Here is a 24,726-nt window from a genome sequence, read left to right as displayed (position 1 = left end):
AGATATACTATTAAATAGTTACACGACTACGGAACGGTAATCATGACCCAGAAAACCCACAGACGAGTACCGCGTGGCAGCCGAATTTTTCCCGATCGCCCCCCGCTTTCTCCAGAAGAGATAGCAAAACGCAAGGCTGAGGATGAAGCATTTGGTAAGCGATGTCGGGAAATTTTTAACCAAGTTTACCCGGAATTAGTCGCGGAGCATTACGACTGGTTCATACATATTGAGCCAGAAAGCGGAGACTATTTCATTGACCCCGATGAAGAAGTCAGTTTCCAAAAAGCCAAGCAGAAGCACCCTACAGCAGTGCTGATGGCAATGCGCCTGAATGGAACCGGGACTTGCGGCAGAATATGATCCAAGGCTATTTTGGCGAGAAGGGCGAGCTATTTTTTGAGATTGACTTAATCGCGGATGATGGTTCATTAGTTACAGTGAATGCGTTGCTAGACACCGGATTCACTGACTGGTTGGTAATGGATATCCAAGATGTAGAGAGTTTGGGATGGTCATTTGTCAAGAAAGAGCAAATGCAGACAGCAAGGGGAGAAGCAACGTTTAATCTTTATCGAGGAACTGTTGTTATGGAGGGTAAAGAGTTTACTATTCCCGTTTTAGGGGGTGAAGAAATTACCGAGGTTTTACTGGGTTTACCCTGGCTAGAAAATCGGCGGTTAGTAGTAGATAGAAAAGCAGGTTTGCTGACGTTAGGAGAAGAGTAAGGAGAAAGCGATCGCCTTCCAAGCGCTTCATAAAAAACAACGGCGATTTCTCTAATCTTCCATCATCATTTCCCACAACCACCCGACAATATTTTCAACTAAATTCGGCTGATAACAGAGAAGAATTGCAGTGACAAGAAGCCATTTGCTAAAAGCAATACCGCTGCGATACGGCTAAATTTCGCGCTGTTTCCTTCTGTTGCCAAGAATACTAGAACGCCGTGGCGATCGCAGTGCCGTAAGCTCTATGCACAACTGCCATCAAATACTGAGTCAAAGTATACGCATCAACTCCTAACTCAGTCCGCTCCTCGGCTGCCAAAATTCCGGCTTGAGCGTGCCACCAAGCCGCACTTTGCACCATCTCTGCGATGGGTAACTCTTGCTGAGATGCCGTTGCGACCAATCCACCCATTAGCCCCGTTAGCACATCTCCACTACCGCCACGGGCTAAAGCGGGAGTGCTTTCGGGAACAATCCATACTGAGCCACCAGGATGGCAGATCGCAGTCCTTGCCCCCTTCAGGAGTACCACTGCCCCACTCTGCTGGGATGCTTCCCGAACTGCACTCACCCGATCTTTCATGGCATCGGGTGCATCTGGAAACAAACGCTTAAACTCACCTGTATGAGGCGTGAGAACAGTGGGTGCTTGTCGTTTAGATAGGGTTGAAATTGTATTGAACTGGGCGAGGATATTCAAGCCATCAGCGTCTAAAACAATCGGCAAATCGCTTTCTAATACTTTTTCCACGACTGACGTGGCATCTTTTGTCAAACCGGGACCACAAGCGATCGCATTATACGAACTCAAATCAATTTCTTCTGGCAAAGATGCGATCGCACCTGTCTCGGTTTCTGGACAACCGATAATCAGCGCTTCCGGTAATTGAGCCACCAACAAAAGTTTCAGGGATTCTGGCACCGCAATTGAGAGCATCCCGACGCCACTGGATCTGGCTCCCAAACCGGATAAAATTGCCCCTCCCGCATACTTGCGAGAACCGCAAATCAGCAGCAGATGACCTTGTTTGTACTTGTGAGTCACGGCGGCGCGAGGAATCGGAAGATGCGCGATCGCAACTGCCGGTGTCACCCGCTGAATGTTGGGCGTCTCACCCAGTACCGCCGAGATATCCGCCACCGGGATACCAAAATCAATCAGTTCGGCTTTTCCAACAGATTCCAAGGCTCGATCTTGCAGAAATGCTAATTTCCACAAGCCCAAGCAAAACGTGTGAGTTGCACGAACCGCCGTTCCCAGAACTTCCCCAGTATCGGTGTGCAAACCGGAAGGCAAATCGATACTAATGACTGGCTTAGACCACTGATTAAGTTGATGAATCGCAGAAAATATCGGTTCTGCGATCGCTCTTTCCAACCCAAACCCAAACAAACCATCAATAATGAGATCGCATTCTTGTAGCGGCTCAATCTCCTCAACACAGGGAATGCCCAAACTCTCAGCATACTGGGCGTGTTGCAAAGTTAATTCTTTCAGCTTGGCAATTGGACGATAGATAACAACTTCATAACCCTGAAAATGCAACTCACGGGCGACCACCAACCCATCGCCCCCATTGTGACCTGGCCCTACCAAAACGCCTACACGCAGTCCCTTCTTACCTCCCCCCGTCAATGGGGGGAATGAGGGGGGGAAACAAGGATAAAGCGCTTGAACTCGACTGGCAATCAGTCCCCCCACCTTTTCCATCAAAGCCGCCACCGGCATTCCAGCAGTAAAGATACGCCCTTCAATCTCGCGCATCTGCTGGGCAGTCACCACCATTTGCTGAATCTTTTCCTGCCTTTGTTGCATCTGTGCCAATTTCAGTGCTGATTCCTGTGAGTTCTAAGTTTTATCTTATTCAGCATAAGCACGGGCAAGGTCTTCCCGCCCCTACGCAGGGGCGCGCTATTGACCGAAATAAACAACCCGCGCATCCATACCATTAGACCGAAGAAAGCGACTCCAGCGTTCTGCTTGTGACTGATTCTCAAAAGGGCCGACCGCAACGTGGGGTCCGCGTGGTACTTCTCTTTGAAACACCTCATCCTTGGGGAACCCCAGCCGGATCATGTGGGCAGCAATGTCAGGTAAATACTCCTGACTCCCTGGAATCACAACGAAATAGGTAACTTCCTCCACTTCATCCCTACGAGTGACTGGACGAGAATCGAAATTCTCTGCATCAGCATCAAAATTCTCCTCAGAATAAGCGCTAATTTTCGCCCGAATGCCCCATTCTTCCAGATCCCGAATCCGCTGCTGGGCTTTAACTTCATCAGCAAATACTCCCGCTTGGATTACACCCCCGCCGTACCGCACAAAAGCTTCGGGTTCTATTTTTCGGACTTGGGCTAACAACAGTGGGCTATCCCCATTAATAAAAACCCCAAAGAGACGAGAATTCCGACGCACCGGGGGAGAATTCTCATCTCTACTTCTGCTGGGTGTCCTTCTGCTAGGTGTAATTGGTGGTGGTGCCTGAAATTCAATCTCACGCCTGCCCGAAGGATTCGGTGAAATCGAGGGCAAAGTATCTTGAGGAAACGCTGGCGGAGTATTTGGTGATGTAGGTAAGCCAGGAAGCACATCAGGTGGTGTAGGGAGAGGTCTGGCTGCTGCTGGAATCGGGCGTGGAATGAGCAAATATCCACCCCAGAACAAGCACGAGGCAAGGGACAACAGCCAACAGGTTTTTCTTTCCCTGTTGCCATGAGTGAGTAAACGCTGCTGATTGCTCCTCATTTAAAATCAGCTCTCCTCGGCGATCTTCCAGGAATTGTGCGGACAAAATTTGTAGTCAATCTAGCATAATTAGTCATCAGTCCTTCATCATTAGTGATTAAAACGTTGGAATATTGTCAGGTTGGAACGTTCTAACTTGATAACGCCTACAGACAAAGGACTAATCACTCTAGACAAATGACGATTATCAAAGTGTTAGTCTAGAAAAGAAAAAACTGATAATTCAGTAATTCACTTTTTCGTTCTATGAATAAAGTCGTCGTCGGCCTCTCCGGTGGAGTTGATAGTTCCGTCGCAGCTGCCACCCTCCATCATCAAGGATATGAAGTTGTTGGTCTTACCCTCTGGCTAATGAAGGGTAAAGGTCAATGCTGTTCTGAGGGAATGGTCGATGCGGCTTCTCTTTGCGAACAGTTGGGCATTCCCCATTACATTGTTGATAGTCGGGATGTTTTTCAGGCAAATATAGTCGATTACCTGGTTGCGGGATACGAATCGGGGATTACTCCGTTGCCTTGTTCTCAGTGCAATAAGGCGGTGAAATTTGGCCCGATGCTGCGCTATGCCTCTGAAGAGTTGGGGATTGATAAAATTGCCACGGGTCATTATGCGCGGATCGGGTATGACGCAGAAACGGGACGTTATCAGCTACGTCGGGCTGTAGATTTATCTAAGGATCAGTCGTACTTTTTGTACGATTTGAGCCAAGAAATGCTAGCGGGATCGATGTTTCCGTTGGGAGAACTACACAAGACAGAAACTCGGCGTATCGCCGCAGAATTCGGCTTAAAAACCGCTGATAAGCCAGAAAGTATGGATTTGTGTTTGGTTGAATCCCACGGTTCCATGCAGACGTTTCTAGACAAGTACATTTCCCAGCAGACGGGGGACATTGTTGACCAGTCCGGGAAGGTGTTAGGTCAGCATACGGGTATTCATCACTACACGATTGGACAGCGGAAGGGAATTGGTGTTGCGGCGGCGGAACCGCTGTATGTGGTGGCGTTGGATGCGGTACGGAATCGAGTGATTGTAGGCGATCGCGCTAGCACTCACAAGCCTGAATGCACCGCAGCGCGGTTAAACTGGGTTTCTATCCCAGAACCCACCAGTCCCATCCGCGCCGAAGTGCAAGTCCGCTATCGTTCAAAGGCAGTGCCAGTCACCGTAATTCCTCTGGAAGATTCGCGAATCAAGCTTGTCTTCGATGAACCTCAGTTCGGGATTACCCCTGGACAAGCTGCGGTTTTGTACGATGGAGACATTGTACTCGGCGGTGGCATCATCGACAGGTTTGAGTAATTAGAAACTCAAAGGCTCGCCAAGATACGCAAAGGGAATTATACTTAGCGTCCTCCGCAAGAAATAGATAATTTATTTGGAGGCAAAGATAAAGTCTTTTGCCTCTTTTTTATCCATATTTAATCAGCTACAGAGGTAATTTTGTGGGAAAATCATGAATTTAATTTAGACTTTTTTCTGATTAAAACTGGATAAGTGAAGCCATTACAGATTCTAAAATTCTTCAAACAGCACCAAAAAGTTATCCGAGGCATCTCTTGCAGCCGCAGAATAGAAGCTAATTATATTATCCTATCCGTGCCGTAATGTTATACATTTCCTGCATCGACTCTTGAAAACGGTTGAATTAAAAATTCTGTCCTGTTTCTAGGTAAAGCAAGATACTGTCTGGTACCTTTATATCCCTTCAAAAATGCCTATCTATGAGCTTTTGGAAAGAATAAAACCTAGACCTGGTATGTACTTGGGAAAGAAGTCTATTACCTTATTAAAGGCATTTATTTCCGGGTACTATTTTGCTAGACAAACAAATAATGTTGCTATTCTAGAAGAAATTCCTCCATTTGGACAATTTCATGATTGGATTGCTAGATATTACAATTGGGAATCATCAACAGCAGGATGGAATAACATTATTTTGCAAGAAGTTGGAGACGAAGCCAAAGCTCTAGATGTTTTTTTTGAGCTACTCGAATTATTCAAACAACGATTGCCCATCTTAAAGCATCGTGTGTTTCTAAGTTCGCAGCATACATCTACCAGAGTCGTGCGTCGGTATCGCTATGTAAATGGGGAAAAAATAGAGCTATCTCCACCTCAAGAAATTAGAATTGTGCAATACATACCTGACTCTGGTTTCTATCTCTTTCAAATATCGCAGGAGTGGGGAGCTTCCGAAGAAGGTTACTTTGAAACAGAGGAGTTAGCGATGGAACAAGTCTATAAAGAGTTTCAAGTTACCTTGGATGAATGGGAAGCGATCGCATAATGAGCGCAAACACATTAGTTGAAAAATCGCTCCTCTTCAACCCCAAGAGAAGGGAACTGGGGGGTTAGGTTTTTCACCGTCCGGTTCTATATATTGGTACGATGTTTTTTGCAGCTAAAATTAACAATTCGATATGAGTCAGCGTCCAGACGGCATAGCACCTCACGGCGGTCAGCTAATTAATCGCATCGCAACACCAGAACAACGACAAGTATTTCTCGATAAAGCCGACTTTCTGCCCAGAGTGCAACTCGACGAACGAGCAACATCGGATTTAGAGTTGATTGCCATTGGTGGATTTAGTCCGCTGACTGGCTTTATGGAACAAGCAGACTACGATCGCGTAGTGACTGAAATGCGGCTTGCCAATGGGCTACCGTGGGCAATTCCCGTCACGCTTTCGGTGGATGAGTCGATTGCGGCGAATCTCAAAGAAGGCAGTTTGGTGCGTCTGGATGACCCGACAGGTAGATTTGTGGGGGTTATGGAACTCACACAAAAGTATCGCTACGACAAAACCCGCGAGGCGGTGAATGTTTATCGTACCCACGATGAAAAGCACCCAGGCGTTAAGGTTGTCTACAAGCAAGGGGAAATTAATCTCGCGGGTTCAGTTTGGCTGTTGCAACGCGACTCTCATCCTTTATTCCCTAATTACCAGATCGATCCCGCTCAATCTCGCGCCATGTTCAAAGAAAGGGGATGGAAAACGATTGTCGGCTTCCAGACTCGCAACCCCATCCACCGGGCGCATGAATATATCCAAAAGTGCGCTTTAGAAACCGTAGATGGCTTGTTCTTGCATCCCTTAGTGGGAGTCACTAAAGATGATGACATCTCGGCAGAGATTCGGATGCGCTGCTACGAGATTATGCTGGAACACTACTACCCCCAAGACCGGGTAATTTTGGCAATTAATCCCGCCGCGATGCGCTACGCTGGCCCTAGAGAGGCAATTTTCCATGCCCTGCTTCGCAAGAATTACGGCTGTACGCACTTCATCGTTGGACGCGACCATGCGGGTGTCGGCGATTATTATGGAACTTACGATGCTCAGCACATTTTTGATGAGTTTGAGCCGGGTGAATTGGGCATCACGCCGATGAAGTTTGAACACGCCTTCTACTGCACGCGCACGCAGACAATGGCGACGACAAAGACGAGTCCCAGCACTCCCGCTGAACGCATTCATCTATCGGGAACGAAGGTGCGAGAAATGCTACGTCGGGGTGAATTGCCACCACCAGAGTTTTCTCGTCCAGAAGTTGCGGCAGAATTGGCAAGGGCGATGCAGGTGCCAGAGGAAGCAAGCAAATTTAAGATTGCAAGTTTCAAATTTGAAATTTGAGAGGGGAGGCGACTTAAATTTGAAAATTTGCCATTCTTTCTATTCTCTAAAGCCTAGCCCCTGATAGGCTGATCGAGTACTGGCTAATGGCTAATGGCTGATATGGGATTGAATCGGCGAAGTTTTCTGCAACGGGCGGGGTTGGCGCTAGCGGCGCTGGGCGTAAGCGAAACGGCCCTATCTCTACTGGGAGATCAAAGCTTTGCGGTGCCTCTGCTAGATCGCTATTATCAGGCGCTGGCACAACCGAGTGGGCGGAAGTTAGCGCTACTGGTAGGAATTAATCAGTATCCGCGTGGGACAGAGACGCGATCGCTTCCGTCTCTCCAAGGTTGTGTCACAGATGTAGAACTGCAACGGGAACTTTTGATTCATCGCTTTGGTTTTCACCCTAGCGATATTCTGACGCTGACAGATAGCCAAGCAACGCGGCAGAATATTGAAACTGCTTTTCTGGAGCATCTCACAGAGCAGGCGGCGGCGGGAGATGTTGTCTTGTTCCACTTCAGCGGCTGCGGTAGCCGCGTCAGAATCGGGGCTGAGGAGAATGGACTGAGGACTTTGGGTGCCGATAAATCTTCACTCAGTCCTGAGTCTACCCTTGGGGACGGGGAAAGGGTTGCGGCTGCACAGCTAACGCCTACAGTCTTCAACACTCAAAATAGTTTGGTGCCAGTAGATGGGGTGCTGCTGACGAAAGGGGCACCGGCGAATGATTTGTTGGAAGAGACTCTGCTGTTGCTGTTGCGATCGCTTCCCACAGACCAAGTCACAACGGTACTGGATACCAGTTACACTGACGCCGATACTCTCCTCCACGGCAACTTGCGGATTCGTTCTGCCCGACAACCGCTAGCAGAGCAAGCGAGTGACGAGGAACTCGCTTTTCAGGAACAACTCCTGCTGCGTCTCAAATCTTCGCGGGAACAGCTCAATAAGCAGTATAAGCCCGGTCAGATGCCTGGAATCGTGCTGGCAGCGGCTGGACCCAGTCAACTGGCGGCAGAGGCTCCTTGGGGCGGTTTCAGCGCTGGATTGTTCACCTATGCCCTGACGCAACATCTCTGGCAGGCGACTCCTCCCACTACGGTTCAAGTCAGTTTCAGTCGAGCAGCTGGGATCGTCGAGCAGCTGGCGGGGAAAGAGCAACAACCCCAGTTGAGCGGTCAAAAAAGTAACCAGCCTTCCTTGTTACCCTATCAGCCGGAAATTAGTATCGGTGCGGATGGCGTCGTTACAGCGGTGGAAGAGGGCGGTAAAACGGTACATCTGTGGCTAGCAGGATTACCTGCACCCGTTTTGGAATACTACGGAGTGAATTCTCAGCTGAGTGCTTCCCTACCTATGTTGGAAGCTCAGACTCCAGACAGCAACGCGACAGGTGAAGTTTCCTCAGTTCCGACTCAACTGCAACTCCACATTCGTTCCAAGGAGGGTCTCACCGCCAAGGCGCGAGTTATCGGCAGCACAGACACTTCTAGCCTCTCTAGCCTCCAAGTGGGGCAACTGGTTCACGAATCCGTCCGGGTGTTGCCCAAAAATATAGGTTTGACAATTGCCTTAGATGCCGGACTGGAGCGAATTGAACGGGTGGATGCTACCAGTGCTTTTGCCAGCGTTCGCGCTGTATCATCCGTGGTAACGGCAGGAGAGCAACCCGCCGATTATTTGTTTGGCAAGGCGCAGACACCCGATTATCAGGGGGGATATGGGTTATTTTCTCTCGGTCGGGATTTGATTCCCAATACCGTTGGGGAATCGGGTGAGGCGGTGAAGGCGGCTGTGAATCGGTTAGTGCCCAAACTGAAAACGTTGCTGACAGCGAAATTATTGCGTCTGACGATCAATGAAGGGTCTTCCCGCTTGGGAGTGAGAGCAACGTTGGAGATGATTTATCCCAACCAAAAGGTGCTGCTAAACCGAGAAACGCTGCGGATGACAGGGGACGCCGTTGTGGATTCTAATTCCAGAAGCGAGTCATCGCGTCTCGACAACTCAAAAATTACTTCTGAGGGAGGCATCCCCGCCATCCCCATCGGTAGCCGCATCCAGTACCGAGTTCAAAATTATAGCGATCGCCCGATCTATTTGATGCTTATCGGCGTTGATAGCGGCGGTGCTGGTGTTGCTCTCTATCCGTTGCAATTTCCCCAAATCGGGGACAGTCCGGATGCGAAACCAACGATCAAAGAGCTGGTCGTCGAGGCGGGTGCTACCCTGCTCGTGCCACAACCTTCTGGCTCTTTTGAATTGACGATTCACGGTCCTAGTGGGTTAGAAGAAACTCTTCTAATTTGCTCCTCGGCACCCTTTACCCAGACGATGGCGGCTGTAGCATCAATTCGCGGGTTGAAGGGAGAGGGAGTGGGCGAGTTGTTTAAGCCGCTGAGTGTGGCGCAGGCGGTGCTGCAAGACTTGCATCAGGCGAGTACGTTAGGGAAGCGGCATGAAGGGGAAACCGAAGCGATCGCTTCAGTCCCTACCGAAACGATTGCTGTCTCTTCTGACTCCTACGCTCTAGATGTGAGAAGCTGGGCAACACTCAGCTTTATTTATCAGGTGGTTTAAAAGCGATCGCCCTACCTTTACATTTCAGATGTGCCGATGGGTTGGGACTGGGAAGGGGAAATTAGCGTTTTGAGTTTTAGAGACGCGATAAATCGCGTCTGAGTTTTGAGTGAGAAGAGCATTCTTTAATTCAAAATTCAAACCCCTGGCATTGAGCGAAGCCAAGGGTTATAACTCAAAAAGTCTTTACCCATTCCCCATTTCCAATCCTCTGCGACTAATCTGCAAATTAAATGCACATCGGCTGATAGTTTTGGCACGGATTGGGAATACTAAGACTGAAAGCTAACAGGATGAAAAATGAAAATTCCCAATCTGGTTGCGATCGCAAAGCTTGCGCTTCCTGCACTGGCGCTTTCTTCCCTGCTAGTATCTGCCGTTGCTACCACTGCCCAACCCCAGCCTAATTCACCTCCAACCTTGTCGAATCAAGAACGAGAGGAACTAGAACGACTGCGGCAAGAGAAAGAGATACGCGATCGCGTCCAAGCTGAAGTTGACCGAGCCTTTAGCCGCATCACCACGCTGCTCAATACTTTGGTACTTGTTCTGACGCTGTTTCCGATTGCGATCGCTGTTAGTGCCGTTCTGCTTCGTCGCAGTATGACAAATCAAATAATTTCAGATGCTCAAAAGGAATTCGCGCAACTACAAGAACAACTTACTAGACAAATAGAAGAGACAGTCAAGGCTAACTTAAAATTAGAACAATCTGCTTTACCGCAAGAAGCTAATCTTTGTGGAACGGATACTTTAAACCAATTAAATACAACTTTATCCCAAGCTCAGATTATATTAAAAGACCTAAAAGAACAGAAACAAAGTGTACAACAAGAAATTGCAAAATTCAGTTACGCACAAGCTGTTAAAATTCCGACCGTTATAGATAGAGAAGTTGAAACCTCTAACTTTGAGCATTTTTATCAAAATCATGAACTGGTTTCCGATACCCTATCGGAGCCTATAGCTCAAACAAACGATGCAGTGTCTGAGCAAAGAGTGGCAGAAACAGAATCTGTCAATCAAAATCTTGATTTAAACGCCAATGATTACTTGATTTTAGGTAATTCTTGCTTCTCTGAAGGTCGATATTTAGAGGCAAATCAATCTTATAACTTAGCGGTTAAGATTGAACCAAACTTTTCGGAAGCTCGATATAACAATGCTCGCTGCTATGCAATGCAATACCGCCTTAATCTAGCAGTCGGAAACCTACAATGGGCAATTGATATTGAGCCTAGGTATAAAGAAATCGCTAGAAATGACGAGGCTTTTATCGCAATCCGAGGAGAAGAGTTATTTAAGCAACTATTGGATGAATAGTTTTATCTAAACTCTCTTTGTAGGTTTATTTATTAAGTATTAAAATTTACAAAAAAACGCTTTCTCTTTAAAGGTGAGGGCTTTAAAACGCCTAATTGTTGGATTATTAATTATCATAAATAAAACTTTAAACTACAGCCATTCGCTATACTCAATCGCTAAAATCAAAAGATGATGACAAAGCGCTATAACCACCAACAAATCGAATCGTTCGCCCAAGCGGTTCTGAACGATGGCTATTGTGTGTTGCCCAATCACTTTTCCCCGGTAACACTTAATTCTTGGCGTGAAGCTTTCACGCCTTTGCTAGAAGATCACATTGTCCGCGAAGGCAAGCTTCGCAATCGCGGTTCAGCCCGCTATTATGTAACCCTTCCTTTCACGGCTCCTTTTGCCGATCCTAGTATTTACGAAGATGACGATATTCTGGCACTTGTAGAGTTATTAGTAGGCAAAGATGCAGTGATGTGCCAACTAGCAACTGACACACCTTTGCTGGGGTCTGAATATCAAGACGTGCATCGAGATGCGCCGCCACTTTTCCCCGAAATGGGTACAGAAACGCCGCCATTTCAATTAGCTGTCAACTTTCCACTTGTAGATATCACTCTGGAAAACGGGCCAATGGAGATTACGCGCAGTACGCACATGATTTCCAAAGAGGAAGGACTGCGCCGCATGGAGTCTGGAGAAGTCAAGTTAGAACCTGTCACAATGCAACTGGGTGATGTGATGATCCGGGATGTGCGGGGTCTGCACCGGGGTACTCCTAACTACACGGAAATACCGCGTCCGATGGTTGTAATTGGCTATAGTCGCCGCTGGATGTTTCGTCCTGAGGTGTCGATTAATATTCCGCGTGCAACCCTAGATACACTCTCCGAACGCGCCCGTCACTTATTGCGTTTTAATCCGATTGTGGAATCCGTAAACGATAAATCCGAGGTTGAGGTTTATCAATCGTTCGCTTACTAAGTTTAGTTGTGACTGTTCTAAGTTCAAGTAGCGGTCGGTCTTCTTCTGTCGTCAATCAAAACTCTCAGAGGAGCGCTATCTGAATATTACGAGGATAAAAAAACCAGCGTTGGATTCTTAAGCTCCAACGCTGGGTGAAAAACCATTTGTTAATGTTCTAGGTTTTTTTGCTTTTCAAATTCTGCTTACCGATAGAAACCACTAAGGAGCTAGCGCGTTACCCCGTAACAAGCTACCAATCGTTTTGGCAGTAATTTTCATCTGAATCAAGGGATTTGCCGGAACGACTGTTTTGTACAGGTAGCTATCGAAGGTAAGCTTCTGCACGTCTTTGTCGGCGCACATTTCCACAAAGGCTTCGCGAGTGGCATCAGAGCGATAGAAGACGGTTTGCAGAATGTCTAGCACCTTGTAGGTGATGCCGTATTTCTTATCCCAACGCTTCAGGTACAGCTTCAGGTCGGCTTCTGTGGGGATGCGAGTGCCACCGTTGGAGGTTTCGACAATGGTTTCTGCACACATCCGCGCCGACTTGGCAGCAAAGTAAATTCCCTCTCCTGAAGACTTGGTAACAGTACCAGCGGCGTCTCCCACTAGAGCAACGCGACCGACAACGCGGCGGGGTCTGGGATGCTCTGGAATCGGGTGAGCTTCTACTTTGATGATTTCGCCGCCTGCGAGTTTTCTAGCGGCACGCTTGCGGATGCCTGCTTGCAGATTTTTGATGTCGGCTTTGTTCACCTTCATGGTGCCGGTGCCAACAGCGACGTGGTCGTATTTGGGGAATACCCAGGCGTAGAAATCGGTGGAAACATCGTTCCCGACGTACATTTCTGCCAGGTCGTTGTAATAAGCCATTTTGTCTTCTGGCAGGCGAATGCGCTCTTGGAAAGCGATCGCATAATTGTAATCCCCGGCGTCAATTGCCTTCGCAACGCGGGAATTCGCCCCATCTGCCCCAATCACCAGATCGACTTTCAGGGTTTTCATCTCCCCTTCAGCGCTACCGTTCGAGTGATCGGCGTAGTGCAAGGTGTAAGGGTCAGTATTGCCCGTGGGAATATCGAGTTTATAAACAGTGCCGTTAATTAAATTTGCACCCAATTTAGCTGCGCGATCGCGTAGGTATCCATCCAATACCTCGCGGCGACACATACCGATATATTCATGTTCTTTTTCAATGTTGATATCTACCTCAATGTTGGAAGGTGAGATCATCTTCATTTTTCTGACCCGCCGGTCAATAATCTCAGGCGGTAGGTCAAACTCGCTCACCATGCATAGCGGAATTGCCCCGCCACAAGGCTTTGCGTTGTCTAGCTTGCGCTCAAACAGGTAAGTCTCAATTCCAGCTTTTGCTAGCGTTTCGGCAGCAGAGGAACCCGCCGGACCCGATCCCACAACAGCAACCCGTAGTACCAAAGCTATTCTCCCGATTCTCTTACGGCTACAAGGTGAGATGGTATCACGGACTTTTCGGTTGTCCCAGCAGGATCGTGCAGGTTGTGACTGAATTGCAACAGAGCTTAACACATTGAAAACTAAATCGCGGTTCCTGGGGTTGTAGCTACTCCCAATCACTCCAGAGATTTTTGCTCCAACTCTATGAATGCTCCTTCCCTCGATTCTGCAATTCGGCAAATCGCGATCGCTTCTATCGGCGGCTATCAGAGGCACATTTCACCCCGCAAAGGGTTTTCTTGCGCTCATCGATTGCTTTACAAGGGGGAATCTTGCTCTCAGTACGCCAAGCGCATGATTGCACAACAGGGTTTGGTGGGGGCGATCGCCACGGTGCGCCAACGATTCCGAGCTTGTAAAATCGCAAACCAAATTTTGCAAGCCAGGTATAGCAGTCAAGCTGATAGCGATCGCTCCAAGCGCGAACGCAGAAATAGAAACTGGGGCTGCAACTGTGATGATTATGGTGCTGTAGATTGTGTTACAGGTGTCTCAGAGCTGAGCTGTGAAGCGCTAGATTGTTTCTCTGAAATGGATTTTGCTTCCTTAGATTGTGGAGTCGCAGATTGTGGCTCTGGGATAGATTGTGGAGTCGCAGATTGCGGGAGTTGCGGAGGATAAAACATTCATCCTTCTTTTTGTTACCCCCCGACTTCAACTTAATTTAAGAATACTGTGGGGGAGAGCAGGCAAAATCTAACTGTTCTCATTTTGCCTGCGAGTTTTGTTGACCCCCAGGTTTCTAGCAAATGTCAATTAATGCAAATAGATTTTAGGTATGGTATATATGTACGTTAATCTCATCGATAAACCGGAGATTTGTCTATCCTGAACTTTGATGGGTCAATGAAAACCCAGATTAGGATAGCTAAAAAAATATTCTTGTCTAGGGGTCGAAAGTAGTGGGCATTGTTGTTGAAAACGTCTCTAAAGAGTTCGGCAGTTTTAAAGCCGTTGACGAAGTCAACTTAGAAATTCAATCAGGCTCCTTGGTCGCGCTTTTAGGACCTTCGGGTTCTGGTAAATCTACACTGCTGCGACTGATCGCCGGTCTGGAAATGCCAGATAGCGGGAAAATCTGGTTGACTGGTCAAGATGCTACTCATCAGAGCGTTCAAGACCGCAACATCGGGTTTGTATTCCAACACTATGCTCTATTTAAACACCTCACCGTCCGCAAAAATATTGCCTTTGGCTTAGAGATTCAAAAAACTCCCAAAGGCAAAGTAAAGGCGCGGGTAGAAGAATTGCTGGAGTTAGTGCAACTAAGCGGACTAGGCGATCGCTACCCTTCCCAACTCTCCGGCGGTCAGCGACAACGAGTTGCCTTAGCCAGAGCGCTAGCAGTTCAACCCCAAGTATTGCTGCTAGATGAACCCTTTGGAGCCTTAGACGCCAAAGTGCGTAAGGATTTGCGGGCTTGGTTGCGACGCCTGCACGATGAAGTCCACGTCACCACCGTGTTCGTCACCCACGACCAAGAAGAAGCGATGGAAGTTTCCGATGAAATTGTAGTGATGAACAAAGGCAGAGTCGAACAAATCGGCACACCCGCTCAGATTTACGATCACCCAACGACGCCGTTTGTCATGAGTTTCATCGGCCCGGTGAATGTGTTGCCCAGCACTTCCCGCATTTTCGAGGCAAACGGGTTTGATTCGACCCAAGCAGAGATTTTCCTGCGTCCCCATGATGTCGTCGTAGACACGAACCCCAACGGCAGCTCCGTACCGGCAAGAGTGAACCGCTTGATTCATCTCGGCTGGGAAATTCAGGCGGAATTAATCCTAGACGATGGTCAGGTCGTCACGGCTCATATCACGCGAGAGCGGTTCGACCAGTTAGATTTGGAGCCGCAACAGCGAGTATTCGTCAAACCAAAGGATGCGAAATCTTTCCCGCTGTATTTTTCGATCTAGCACTTCAGGCGTCAACACTCAGCTTTCAGCTGAATCGGCTTTAATTAGATATCTAAGTCGATTTGAAAGAGCGCATAGTTAAGTTATGAAGTGGGGACGCCTGTCTATTCATCGGTGGCGGTTCATCGGACAATTCTTTTGTCTGTTTTGTCTTTGTTGTTTTCTCGCGATCAGCTGTGGGAAGCGACCGGCGTCTGATTCAGCGACTTCTCCCAGTCCTGGTGGTACCAATTCGGGTCGGATTACCATCGGTACCACCCAGAAGCCACGGACGATGGACCCGGCAGATAATTACGAGCTAGCAGCCGTCTACTTGCTCTATAACCTGAGCGATCGCCTGTATACCTACGAATTGGGAAGCACCCAACTCAAGCCGCAACTGGCGACGGCAATGCCGAAAGTGAGTCCAGACGGGTTAACTTACACCATTCCTGTGCGTCAGGGCGTCGTCTTCCACGATGGCACTCCTTTTAACGCCAAAGCGATGGAATTTTCCCTGCAACGCTTTATCGAAAATAAAGGAAAGCCGTCATTTCTTCTCGGCGATGCGGTGGACTCAGTGAAGGCAACTGGCGACTATGAGTTAACGATTAAGCTGAAAAAGCCGTTTGCTGCTTTTCCCGCCCTGCTGGCATTTTCCGGTGCCGCTGCGGTTTCACCGAAAGCTTATGAAATTGGCGCTGGAAAGTTCAAGCCAAACACATTTGTGGGTACTGGCCCTTACAAGTTGGCTCAGTTTAGCAGTGAGTCGCAGCGATTGGATGTTTTTGACCAATACTGGGGCGAGAAACCAGTAAATAAAGGAATTGACGTGCAAGTGCTGAGTAATTCAGCCAACTTGTTTAACGCATTTCGCACGGGAGGCGTGGATGTCGCCTACCTATCCCTCGATCCCGACCAAATTGCCAGCTTGAAAGATGGGGCGACCAAAGGGAGCTGGCAAGCGATCGAGTCTCAGGGGAGTGCTGCTAGCTTTCTGGTGCTGAACACCAAGAGTAAGCCGCTAGATAACCCAGTCGTGCGCGGTGCGATCGCATCCATCGTCAACCGACCTTTGGTGAATGAGCGATCGCTCAAAAATCAAGCTGAACCCCTCTACAGCATGGTGCCCACTACCTTTGATGTCTACAAGCCAGTATTTAAAGACCAATACGGGGACGGCAATACCGAAAAAGCAAAACAACTGTTGCAGCAAGCGGGATACTCTCCTACCAATCCCTTGAAGCTGCAAATTTGGTATCCCTCGACTTCACCGACTCGCCGACTCGCTGCCAGTACCCTCAAAGCAGTGGCAGATCAACAACTGGGAGGAACGCTGCAATTTGAAGTCAACACCGTAGACTCTGCTACCTTCTTTAAAAGCGTCTCCCAAGGTCTTTATCAGACCGTCTTACTGGATTGGTATCCAGACTTTCTCGACCCTGACAACTATGTTCAGCCATTTCTGGAGTGTCCGAAAGGATCGGCGGCAAACGGCTGTGAAGACGGCGCAAGCCAGAATCAGGGTTCCTTTTATTACAGCGATCGCATGAACCAGCTGATTGCCCAAGAACGAAAAGAGCAAAACCCCGAAGCCCGCAAGAAGATTTTTGCGGATATTCAAGACCTACTGGCGAAAGACGTACCTTACGTTCCACTCTGGCAAAGTAAAGACTTCGCCTTTACCCAAAAAGGTGTCAGCGGTCTCCGCATCAACCCCACCCAGGATTTCGCCTTCTGGACAATTAGCAAATAGTCTTGAGTTTTGAATTAAAAGTCAAGAATACTTTTGAGTTTCCGGTGTCGAGTTTTGAGCTAAAACATTTTAGAAATCGAAAATCAAACGACGATTCCTCAAAAAAACTCAAAACCTTGAACTTTAATTCAAAACTCAAAACTCAAAACTCAAAACTCTTTTATGTCACGCTCCAAAGCCCTACAGTCTTACATCTTCGTCCGCCTTCTCCTAGCACCCTTGATGCTATGGATCATCATCACCCTAGTGTTTTTGCTCCTCCGTGCCACCCCAGGCGACCCGGTGGATGCAGTTTTAGGCGGTCGCGCCCCAGAAAGCGTCAAAGAGCAATATCGTCAACAGTTGGGGCTATCAGATCCCTTACCGTTGCAATATATTCGCTATTTGGGTTCCCTACTTAGCTTGAACTTGGGGACTTCGCTGACCAGTCAGGGTCAAGATGTTTGGGGTGAGATTCAGAAATACTTTCCCGCGACAGTAGAATTAGCAGTATTTAGTATGGCGATTGCTTTCCTAGTCGGCGTCGGCGTTGGCATCCTTTCCGCCACCCGCCCTGGCACGGCTTTAGACGCGAGCGGTCGTTTGTTTGGCATCATCACCTACTCGCTCCCGATATTCTGGGTAGGGATGATTCTACAGTTGATTTTCTCCGTTCAGCTAGGCTGGTTTCCCCTAGGATCGCGCTTTCCCCTAACTACAGCACCACCACCGATCATCACGGGTCTTTACACGATTGATAGTCTCCTCAGCGGTAACTTGGAGCATTTTTTCACCGCACTGCATTATCTCGCCCTCCCCAGCTTGACCCTCGGAGTCCTCCTCAGCGGTATTTTCGAGCGGATTGTACGGGTAAACCTGAAGCAAACGCTTAAAGCGGATTATGTAGAAGCTGCTAGAGCCAGAGGTATTCCAGAATCGCGGATTCTCTTTGCCCACGCCCTGAAAAATGCCATGATTCCAGTCATTACCGTCCTGGGGCTGACTTTAGCCGCATTGCTTGGCGGCGCAGTTTTAACAGAAGTTACCTTCTCTTGGCCTGGTTTAGGAAATCGGCTTTATGAAGCCATTTCTTTACGAGATTACCCTACGGTGCAGGGAATCATGGTATTTTTTGCGTCGATTGTTGTAGTTGCTAGCATTTTGATTGATATTATCAATGCTTACATCGACCCTCGAATTCGTTACTAAAACCGGCAACTAAGACAAAAAAAATGGCTAAATTAATCGGTTTTGGTTGATAGGGGGAAATTAATTCAGCCATCTTGATTGGCTGCTGCCCTTGTTGCCAAAAGCGGAACTTTATGGTGCTTCGGCTGCGGTATTGAGCGAGCGACAACCTTCACCTGTTGCAACGATTCGGTGAAGTATGGTGACGCAGAAGTGATGGAAGTGGTTGAAAACCCGGTTCTTTAAGAAACCGGGTTTCTGATATGCAGCCTCATTTTAGGTTGATTAACGGACAGTAACGGTGTTTGAGAAGGTGGGAACTCCGCGATCGCACTGAGAGCCAAATGCCAGTTAATGAGATATCCAGCAAATTTCCCGATGAAGTAGGGAAAGGAAGCAGCCAATAATCTATTTAGATTTCCGGCTGCATAATGCGTAGAATTCGGCTGCTTGCTTTAGCTACCATCAGCTTTGTTGCGACTCTAGTAGGCTCCTTGTTTGACCCGGTAACATTCCTGCACCGCCTTCTCGCAATAGCGCTCAGCACCGTTTTTACCCTCAATATGGGTATTAGCAGTACCCATACCGATACCTCCTCTGTTGCCGTTGCTGCTCATCCGCCCGCCATTCAATCTGCATTCAACAATAAGCTGAATCAATTTGCTTCTGAGTCGCAACAACCGCAAATCCTAGCAAGCCAACCCAGCCCTTTTGAGAGGACCGCCCCGACAAATTACTGTGGTTCTGGCACCATCACCAAACCTACCAGGGGAATCGATACAGACACGAGAGTGTATTCCGTTTTCTATGACTTCAGCCGAGGTCAAGAGTCAGTGAATTCTGCCGCTTGTGGTCGGGAATATTGGATTCCAGCCGAGCAAAGCAATCCTTATTACGGACTTGTATTTGTTTATTGGGTGGATGGATACAAAAATCGCGTTTCTGCCACTCGTTATGTGGAAACGAACAACGGGAAACTCATCGCTTGGGATGGTAATCCAGTCAATCCTCTACTGAGAAGAATCCTGACGCGGCAAGATGGAAACCAAGCCCTTTCTCATGCGATCGCGCAGATTCTAAATTGGAGGCAACTAAGGCGCACTCAGACTGCCTCTATCCCCCAAACTCTGATAAATAACCAGAACCAAGCTTCTACAGCAACCCAAACTGCCTCTACTCCTGCCTCCCCAAACCCTCAAACCAGCAAAACAGCAGCTCAAAACTATTGTGGCTCTGGGATGCTAACTCAACCCGGTAAAGGAGTTGATAAGGATGGTCGCCTTTACTATGTTTTCCATCACTTCAATCGAGTTCCAGAGAAAGTGAATCCTGCCGCCTGCGGTCGGGAGTATTGGATTCCAGTTGAACGCAGTAATCCTAACTACGGTCTTGTATTTGCTTATTTGGTGGATGGGCAAAAAAATCGCGTTTCTTCAATCCGTTATGTGGAAACCCGCAAACGGCAGCTGATCGTTTGGAATGGGAATGCAAACTCTCAACTCCGGAGAACCACGAGGCAGCGAAACGGAACCCAAGTGATTTTTCAAAACTGGTTCCGGATGGTTTTGAATCAGAAAAAGCTGATGGGTCAAGGTCAGACCCTCTATACTCCTCCGACAACTGCTCAGACACCCGCAACTCCTCCCCTAACCCCCGCAACTCCTCAACCCGTACCTAACACTCCCCAAACCAGTAATCCATTGCTAATTGGTTTTGGTGGCGACACTAGCAACGTAGAAGGAACTTGGATGCACAGCCTTGACGTTGCCAAAGAAGTCGGTTTACCCAAACCGAAAGCTGCATCGCTTGGAGTAGAGGTGGGATGGCAACCCATTTGGTTTGGTTGTGTGGCTGGTCAGAAAACTTGCGCGACGACAGACCGAATGTTTAAAGAAGGGGTTGTCCCCGTCTTTATCGTTAACTTGATTACCCACGATGTCCAAAGTAAAAAAACTTGGGCTGAAATTGAAGCCAGAAAGAGTTGGTACTTCTCGGAGTTAGATCGCCTCGCGAAAGATGTACTCTCTAAGACCCAAGGGACGGTGTATGTATCGCTGGAACCGGAGCATAATCTGGTAGGAACGCTCCGCGATCCCGTCAATGCGAATTATGGGTGGGATGCCAGTATTCCGCAGAAGTTCGGGCAGTTAATGGCTGAAGCTGCCCAAAGATTACGTACCTCAGCGAGTTCGGTTCCGGGACTGAATTTGAAAGTGGGTTTGGCTTTCGGTGACTTTAATGCTTCCCCCACGGGTCTGCAAAACTATTTACCTGATTTGAAGGCGGCTGCACCGGGAGTCGATTTCTTTGGGTTTCAAGTAACCCAAGGCCCCTGGCGGAATGACGGAAACGGATGCCAACGCTTAACCCCCGATCAAGCGAAGCTTTATGATATGCCCGACCGAGTAATTGCGATCGCCCAATTCATCCAAACCCAACTGCAAAAGCCGTCTCTGATCGATTACTTTTTCCTGATGGCTGATGCTGGCACCGATTGGGACGAGGGAGGCGCGAAAGTTTACCAGGAATTACAACAGCGCTCCTTAGAACTGCAAAACGCTGGATTGATTGGCTTGTTGCACTTTACCCTCATTGATACGCCACAATCTGCTCCAAACTCGTACTGGTGTGACGGTGAGAAAAATCGGGGTATTATCAAGCCCGCAGCCCAACTTTCTAATTTCAGTTACAAGCGCCCCCTTCAGCTGAAAAAGATGGGCAAGGCGCTAGGAGATTGGATTAACGCTCAAAGCTAAACGAGTGCATTTCGCCCAGTCACGATCCTTTCTGGTGGGGCAGATAGAATGCTCTGCGTGTTTGTGCGATCGCCAACTCTCTTAATAATCCAAGGTTTTCTTTAGAAAGAATTTAGAATCCTTGCGTATAATCTGTACAGGAATCTTTGGATTCCGATAAAGGTTCTTATAGAAACTTTAAAATACTGTAGCAATAATTTAGTAGTGATGCCCCGGATACTCGTCATCGACGACGACGCTGCGATCGCAGAATTAGTTACCATCAATCTGGAAATGGCTGGATACGATGTCAGCCAAGCACCAGATGGCATTAAAGGTCAGGCACTGGCTTTGCAACTGCAACCAGACCTCATTATGCTTGACCTAATGCTGCCCAATGTGGACGGTTTCACCGTCTGCCAGCGGTTGCGGCGGGATGAACGCACTGCCGATATTCCGGTGTTAATGTTGACAGCACTGGGTCAGACTCAAGATAAGGTAGAAGGCTTTAATGCCGGAGCCGATGATTACCTGACCAAGCCGTTTGAACTCGAAGAAATGCTGGCACGGGTCAGAGCCTTGCTGCGACGAACAGACCGTATTCCCCAAGCCGCCAAACACTCGGAAATCTTGCACTATGGCTCTTTAACCTTAGTCCCAGAACGCTTTGAGGCTATTTGGTTCAATCAGACAGTGAAGTTAACGCATCTGGAGTTTGAATTACTGCACTGCTTACTCCAGCGTCATGGTCAAACCGTTTCTCCTAGTGAAATCCTGCGGGAAGTTTGGGGCTACGATCCCGACGATGACATTGAAACGATTCGGGTGCATATTCGGCACTTGAGAACGAAGCTAGAACCCGATCCCCGCCACCCGCGCTATATTAAGACCGTCTATGGTGCGGGCTACTGTCTGGAGTTGCCGACTGAAGAGCAAGTTAGCACAGACGCAAGCTGATTGATTGTTGATTTGCCTGTGTTGTGTTCATCAAGATGTGTTCATCAACAGCCCTTTCTTCCTAGGTGGGGAAGGTCTGCTTGAAGAAAATGGAACGGTTCTAAGCTTCCCGGAGAAAGCAAAAAAACCGACCTTGGCAAGCAGGGAGTGCCAAGCATAAGGGAGTGTTAAGCCACCCGATGGGGCTGTATAGATAGAGGAATTGGGCAATGCGCCCCTAAAAGAGATTCCGCTTCTACCTTCTGGATCGGAATTTCGATAATAAACTCTGTTCCCTTTCCCGGTGTTGACACGCACTCGAGTTGACCCCCGTGACGTTCAACCACAACTTGGTAGCTAATGGACAAGCCCAAGCCAGTCCCTTTTCCCACGGCTTTCGTCGTAAAGAAGGGGTCAAAAATTTGTTTCTGAATTGCTTCGGGAATGCCAGGGCCATTATCCGCAATCCTGATGACAACAGAGGCAGGATTGGGACTTAGGGATGTAGGGCTTTGCCCTTCTCGAAGGGTGGGATGAGGATTGGCATTGAATTCATCCTTTATCCTGATTCCTTCATCCTTCAAAGAGGTGCGAATGGTAATCTGGCTGGGGTTGGCTTTGAGATCCTCCGGCGTCAGCGATGCTCCTCCTGCGGAGACTTGCTGGGCATTGTATTCTTCTAAAGCATCAATTGCATTACTCAGAAGATTCATAAACACTTGGTTGAGTTGCCCAGCGTAACAATCTACTTTGGGCAAATCGCCGTATTCTTTAATAATCTGAATTTTGGGATGGGAGCTGTCTTCTTTCAACCGATGCTGCAAAATCAACAGCGTGTTATCTATGCCCTCATGAATATCAACCGCCTTCTTCTGGGATTCATCCAGGCGGGAGAAATTCCGCAGCGACAAGACCAAATCGCGGATGCGGTCGGCTCCCATTTTCATGGAAGTCAGTAGTTTGGGAAAATCTTCCACCAAGAAATCTAAATCGATATCCTGATTTGCAACTTGAATTTCGGTAGGGGGTTTGGGAAAGTGCTTTTGATAGAGATTTAACAGGTTCAGCAGGTCATGAGCATACTGATTCGCATGGTCGAGATTGCCGTAGATGAAGGAGACTGGATTATTAATTTCATGGGCAACACCTGCAACCAACTGCCCTAAACTGGACATCTTTTCGCTCTGAATTAGCTGAGATTGGGTTTGTCCCAATTCTCCCAAGGTTCGTTTTAGTTGGGTTGTTTGTTCTTTTAGCTGCGCTTCTGATTTCAGCCAAGCGATTTCTGCCTGTTTGCGTTCGACCAGTTCGGCGTTTAGCTGTTGGAAGAGAACGGATTGCTTAATTGCTATCGCTAGCTGCACGCTCAGCTGTTTGAGCAATTCTACTTCTGATTCTTGCCATTTTCGGGGTTCCCGACAGTGATGGGCAATCAGCAACCCCCATAAATTTTCCCCTTGCAGAATCGGAACTACCAAGTTAGCTCTCACCTGAAACTGGGCAAGTAAATCAATATGGCATTGTTGGATACCCGCAGTATAGATATTGTCAATCGCTCGAACCCGACCTTGCTGGTATGGCGAGACGTAGCTTTTCCCAAAGCAAGGATCTTGGATGCTGGTTCCTAAAATAGGCGTCCAATCCTCACCGACCGACTCTACAACCACAACTCCGTTCCGATCTAGATCGAAGCGGTAAATGAGTACCCGGTCAGTAGAGAGAAAATGGCGCACTTCTGCCACAGTTGTATTGAGAACTTCTTCTAAATCTAGAGACTGACGGATGCGCTTAGCGATCGCTCCGACCAGCCGTTCTCTCAAAAATTGCTGTCGCGACGCTTCCTCTGCTTGCTTGCGTTCGGTAATATCCATCACCGTTCCCATCATCCGCACGCACTTCCCCGTATTGTCGCGCACAACGGCACCCCGTGACGCCACCCAGCCAATTCCATCAGGACGAATGACGCGATACTCCATCTTTAAGTCTTTCCCGACTTCTACGATGCTCGCAATCTCAAGTCCCACGCGGTAGCAATCTTCAGGATGAATGCATTGGAGATAAGCCTCGTAGGTGCCAGTAAAGGAACCAGGAGCCAGACCAAAAATCCCTTCCACCTCTTCAGACCAAGTCACCCGATTGGTTCCCAGATCCCAGTCCCAAACCCCCATACTTGCCGCACCCAGAGCCAGCCGCAGCCGCGTTTCCCCTTCGCACTGCGCCTCTTGGGCGGCTTTACGCTCGGTAATATCCGTCTGGACGCCGATAAATTGCGTCACCCGACCCTCTTCGTCATATACCGGCGAAATACTCAGGTCATTCCAGAAAGGTGTTCCATCCTTGCGATAGTTTTTGAGAACCACCTGGCATTCTTTCCCTGTTTGCAAGGCTTGACGAATTTGCTCAATTGCGGCTGGATCGGTATCATTTCCTTGCAAAAATCGGCAGTTTCGTCCCAAGACTTCGGCAGTCGAATACCCGGTTATTTTTTCAAAGGCGGGATTGCAATAGATAATTGGATTATTTGGTAGACTGGCGTCGCTAATGACGATGCCACAGCTGGTTGCTGCCATCGCTCGGTCATACAGCCTTAATGTCCCCTTGTCCCCTTGGTGCCCCGTGAGGTCTTGGAACTCCCCACATCTAGCTTGCTGGCTTGCCATCAGAATTTAAGAACCGAACGTTAACAGCCTTTCTTCAAGATAAATCAATATTAAAAATAACTTAAATATTCCCGAAGATAGATCCCCCGCTTTTCTATCATAAATAAAGCTTTTTTGCCAAGATAATAT

The 24,726-nt window shown here is 48.2% G+C and carries 18 protein-coding genes and 1 pseudogene; 15 read left to right on the top strand and 4 right to left on the bottom strand.

Going from position 1 to position 24,726, the window contains the following annotated elements; genetic code table 11:
• Positions 1 to 42 precede the first annotated feature (42 nt).
• Both H6F52_RS14330 and H6F52_RS14325 read left to right on the top strand, forming a co-directional pair.
• Positions 43 to 363: a hypothetical protein gene (locus H6F52_RS14330; protein WP_190535693.1), complete on the top strand. Its 321-nt coding sequence runs from the start codon at positions 43 to 45 to the stop codon at positions 361 to 363.
• Positions 360 to 728 (top strand): aspartyl protease, encoded by a 369-nt coding sequence (locus tag H6F52_RS14325; protein WP_190412966.1) that lies wholly within the window; start codon positions 360 to 362, stop codon positions 726 to 728. Before H6F52_RS14330 ends, H6F52_RS14325 begins: the two co-directional genes overlap by 4 nt.
• 211 nt (positions 729 to 939) lie before the next feature.
• On the opposite strand, the gene H6F52_RS14320 is transcribed toward H6F52_RS14325, so the two are convergent.
• A complete protein-coding gene (locus tag H6F52_RS14320) occupies positions 940 to 2,547 on the bottom strand; it encodes an NAD(P)H-hydrate dehydratase (RefSeq protein ID WP_190535691.1) in 1,608 nt (535 codons plus the stop codon).
• A 96-nt stretch (positions 2,548 to 2,643) separates the two neighbouring features.
• Positions 2,644 to 3,480 (bottom strand): hypothetical protein, encoded by an 837-nt coding sequence (locus tag H6F52_RS14315; RefSeq protein ID WP_190535689.1) that lies wholly within the window; start codon positions 3,478 to 3,480, stop codon positions 2,644 to 2,646.
• 246 nt (positions 3,481 to 3,726) lie between these two features.
• Here H6F52_RS14315 and mnmA point away from each other — a divergent pair, with 246 nt between their 5' ends.
• The 6 genes from mnmA (at position 3,727) to H6F52_RS14285 (ending at position 11,984) form a co-directional block, all read left to right on the top strand.
• Complete coding sequence (gene mnmA / locus H6F52_RS14310) at positions 3,727 to 4,782, top strand: tRNA 2-thiouridine(34) synthase MnmA (RefSeq protein WP_190535687.1); 1,056 nt, start codon at positions 3,727 to 3,729, stop codon at positions 4,780 to 4,782.
• A 412-nt stretch (positions 4,783 to 5,194) separates the two neighbouring features.
• On the top strand, positions 5,195 to 5,770 hold the full coding sequence (locus tag H6F52_RS14305) for a hypothetical protein (protein ID WP_190535685.1): 576 nt from the start codon (positions 5,195 to 5,197) through the stop codon (positions 5,768 to 5,770).
• A 133-nt stretch (positions 5,771 to 5,903) separates the two neighbouring features.
• Positions 5,904 to 7,118, top strand: a complete 1,215-nt coding sequence (gene sat / locus H6F52_RS14300; RefSeq protein WP_190535684.1) for a sulfate adenylyltransferase — start codon at positions 5,904 to 5,906, stop codon at positions 7,116 to 7,118.
• A 102-nt stretch (positions 7,119 to 7,220) separates the two neighbouring features.
• Positions 7,221 to 9,686 carry a caspase family protein gene (locus H6F52_RS14295; RefSeq protein ID WP_199300558.1) on the top strand — a complete coding sequence of 822 codons (2,466 nt, stop codon included), beginning with the start codon at positions 7,221 to 7,223 and terminating at the stop codon, positions 9,684 to 9,686.
• A 300-nt stretch (positions 9,687 to 9,986) separates the two neighbouring features.
• Positions 9,987 to 11,009, top strand: coding sequence for a hypothetical protein (locus tag H6F52_RS14290; RefSeq protein WP_190535682.1), 1,023 nt, complete (start codon positions 9,987 to 9,989; stop codon positions 11,007 to 11,009).
• A gap of 171 nt (positions 11,010 to 11,180) precedes the next feature.
• Positions 11,181 to 11,984, top strand: a complete 804-nt coding sequence (locus tag H6F52_RS14285; RefSeq protein WP_190535680.1) for a phytanoyl-CoA dioxygenase family protein — start codon at positions 11,181 to 11,183, stop codon at positions 11,982 to 11,984.
• Between the two features lie 201 nt (positions 11,985 to 12,185).
• On the opposite strand, the gene chlP is transcribed toward H6F52_RS14285, so the two are convergent.
• Positions 12,186 to 13,406, bottom strand: a complete 1,221-nt coding sequence (gene chlP, locus H6F52_RS14280) for a geranylgeranyl reductase (protein WP_190412958.1) — start codon at positions 13,404 to 13,406, stop codon at positions 12,186 to 12,188.
• A gap of 183 nt (positions 13,407 to 13,589) precedes the next feature.
• Between chlP and yidD the strand changes: the two genes are divergently transcribed.
• The 7 genes and pseudogenes from yidD (at position 13,590) to H6F52_RS14245 (ending at position 21,958) form a co-directional block, all read left to right on the top strand.
• A complete protein-coding gene (yidD, locus tag H6F52_RS14275) occupies positions 13,590 to 14,066 on the top strand; it encodes a membrane protein insertion efficiency factor YidD (RefSeq protein ID WP_190535678.1) in 477 nt (158 codons plus the stop codon).
• A 281-nt stretch (positions 14,067 to 14,347) separates the two neighbouring features.
• A complete protein-coding gene (locus tag H6F52_RS14270; protein ID WP_190429500.1) occupies positions 14,348 to 15,364 on the top strand; it encodes a TOBE-like domain-containing protein in 1,017 nt (338 codons plus the stop codon).
• An 85-nt stretch (positions 15,365 to 15,449) separates the two neighbouring features.
• The gene (locus tag H6F52_RS14265) at positions 15,450 to 17,099 is read left to right on the top strand and encodes an ABC transporter substrate-binding protein (RefSeq protein WP_190535676.1); all 1,650 of its coding nucleotides are present in this window, start codon (positions 15,450 to 15,452) and stop codon (positions 17,097 to 17,099) included.
• Between the two features lie 162 nt (positions 17,100 to 17,261).
• Positions 17,262 to 18,287, top strand: a complete 1,026-nt coding sequence (locus H6F52_RS14260; protein ID WP_190437579.1) for an ABC transporter permease — start codon at positions 17,262 to 17,264, stop codon at positions 18,285 to 18,287.
• A 23-nt stretch (positions 18,288 to 18,310) separates the two neighbouring features.
• A pseudogene (locus tag H6F52_RS26445) lies at positions 18,311 to 18,453 on the top strand (DNA adenine methylase); the annotation flags it as partial.
• Between the two features lie 244 nt (positions 18,454 to 18,697).
• Positions 18,698 to 21,022 (top strand): hypothetical protein, encoded by a 2,325-nt coding sequence (locus H6F52_RS14250; protein ID WP_190535674.1) that lies wholly within the window; start codon positions 18,698 to 18,700, stop codon positions 21,020 to 21,022.
• A gap of 207 nt (positions 21,023 to 21,229) precedes the next feature.
• Positions 21,230 to 21,958, top strand: a complete 729-nt coding sequence (locus H6F52_RS14245) for a response regulator transcription factor (RefSeq protein WP_190411733.1) — start codon at positions 21,230 to 21,232, stop codon at positions 21,956 to 21,958.
• 167 nt (positions 21,959 to 22,125) lie between these two features.
• On the opposite strand, the gene H6F52_RS14240 is transcribed toward H6F52_RS14245, so the two are convergent.
• On the bottom strand, positions 22,126 to 24,597 hold the full coding sequence (locus H6F52_RS14240; RefSeq protein WP_242033946.1) for a PAS domain-containing protein: 2,472 nt from the start codon (positions 24,595 to 24,597) through the stop codon (positions 22,126 to 22,128).
• Positions 24,598 to 24,726 lie beyond the last annotated feature (129 nt).

Origin of the sequence: Coleofasciculus sp. FACHB-542, assembly GCF_014695825.1 — a bacterium.
In the GTDB taxonomy this organism is placed as follows: Bacteria; Cyanobacteriota; Cyanobacteriia; order Cyanobacteriales; family FACHB-T130; genus FACHB-T130.
This window is presented reverse-complemented; position numbering and strand designations above follow the sequence as displayed.

Coding starts and splice junctions, on each gene's coding strand:
- H6F52_RS14330 (WP_190535693.1), top strand. CDS start 43: ATGACCCAGAAAACCCACAGACGAGTACCGCGTGGCAGCCGAATTTTT.
- H6F52_RS14325 (WP_190412966.1), top strand. CDS start 360: ATGATCCAAGGCTATTTTGGCGAGAAGGGCGAGCTATTTTTTGAGATT.
- H6F52_RS14320 (WP_190535691.1), bottom strand. CDS start 2,547: ATGCAACAAAGGCAGGAAAAGATTCAGCAAATGGTGGTGACTGCCCAG.
- H6F52_RS14315 (WP_190535689.1), bottom strand. CDS start 3,480: ATGAGGAGCAATCAGCAGCGTTTACTCACTCATGGCAACAGGGAAAGA.
- mnmA (WP_190535687.1), top strand. CDS start 3,727: ATGAATAAAGTCGTCGTCGGCCTCTCCGGTGGAGTTGATAGTTCCGTC.
- H6F52_RS14305 (WP_190535685.1), top strand. CDS start 5,195: ATGCCTATCTATGAGCTTTTGGAAAGAATAAAACCTAGACCTGGTATG.
- sat (WP_190535684.1), top strand. CDS start 5,904: ATGAGTCAGCGTCCAGACGGCATAGCACCTCACGGCGGTCAGCTAATT.
- H6F52_RS14295 (WP_199300558.1), top strand. CDS start 7,221: ATGGGATTGAATCGGCGAAGTTTTCTGCAACGGGCGGGGTTGGCGCTA.
- H6F52_RS14290 (WP_190535682.1), top strand. CDS start 9,987: ATGAAAATTCCCAATCTGGTTGCGATCGCAAAGCTTGCGCTTCCTGCA.
- H6F52_RS14285 (WP_190535680.1), top strand. CDS start 11,181: ATGATGACAAAGCGCTATAACCACCAACAAATCGAATCGTTCGCCCAA.
- yidD (WP_190535678.1), top strand. CDS start 13,590: ATGAATGCTCCTTCCCTCGATTCTGCAATTCGGCAAATCGCGATCGCT.
- H6F52_RS14265 (WP_190535676.1), top strand. CDS start 15,450: ATGAAGTGGGGACGCCTGTCTATTCATCGGTGGCGGTTCATCGGACAA.
- H6F52_RS14260 (WP_190437579.1), top strand. CDS start 17,262: ATGTCACGCTCCAAAGCCCTACAGTCTTACATCTTCGTCCGCCTTCTC.
- H6F52_RS14250 (WP_190535674.1), top strand. CDS start 18,698: ATGCGTAGAATTCGGCTGCTTGCTTTAGCTACCATCAGCTTTGTTGCG.
- H6F52_RS14245 (WP_190411733.1), top strand. CDS start 21,230: ATGCCCCGGATACTCGTCATCGACGACGACGCTGCGATCGCAGAATTA.
- H6F52_RS14240 (WP_242033946.1), bottom strand. CDS start 24,597: ATGGCAAGCCAGCAAGCTAGATGTGGGGAGTTCCAAGACCTCACGGGG.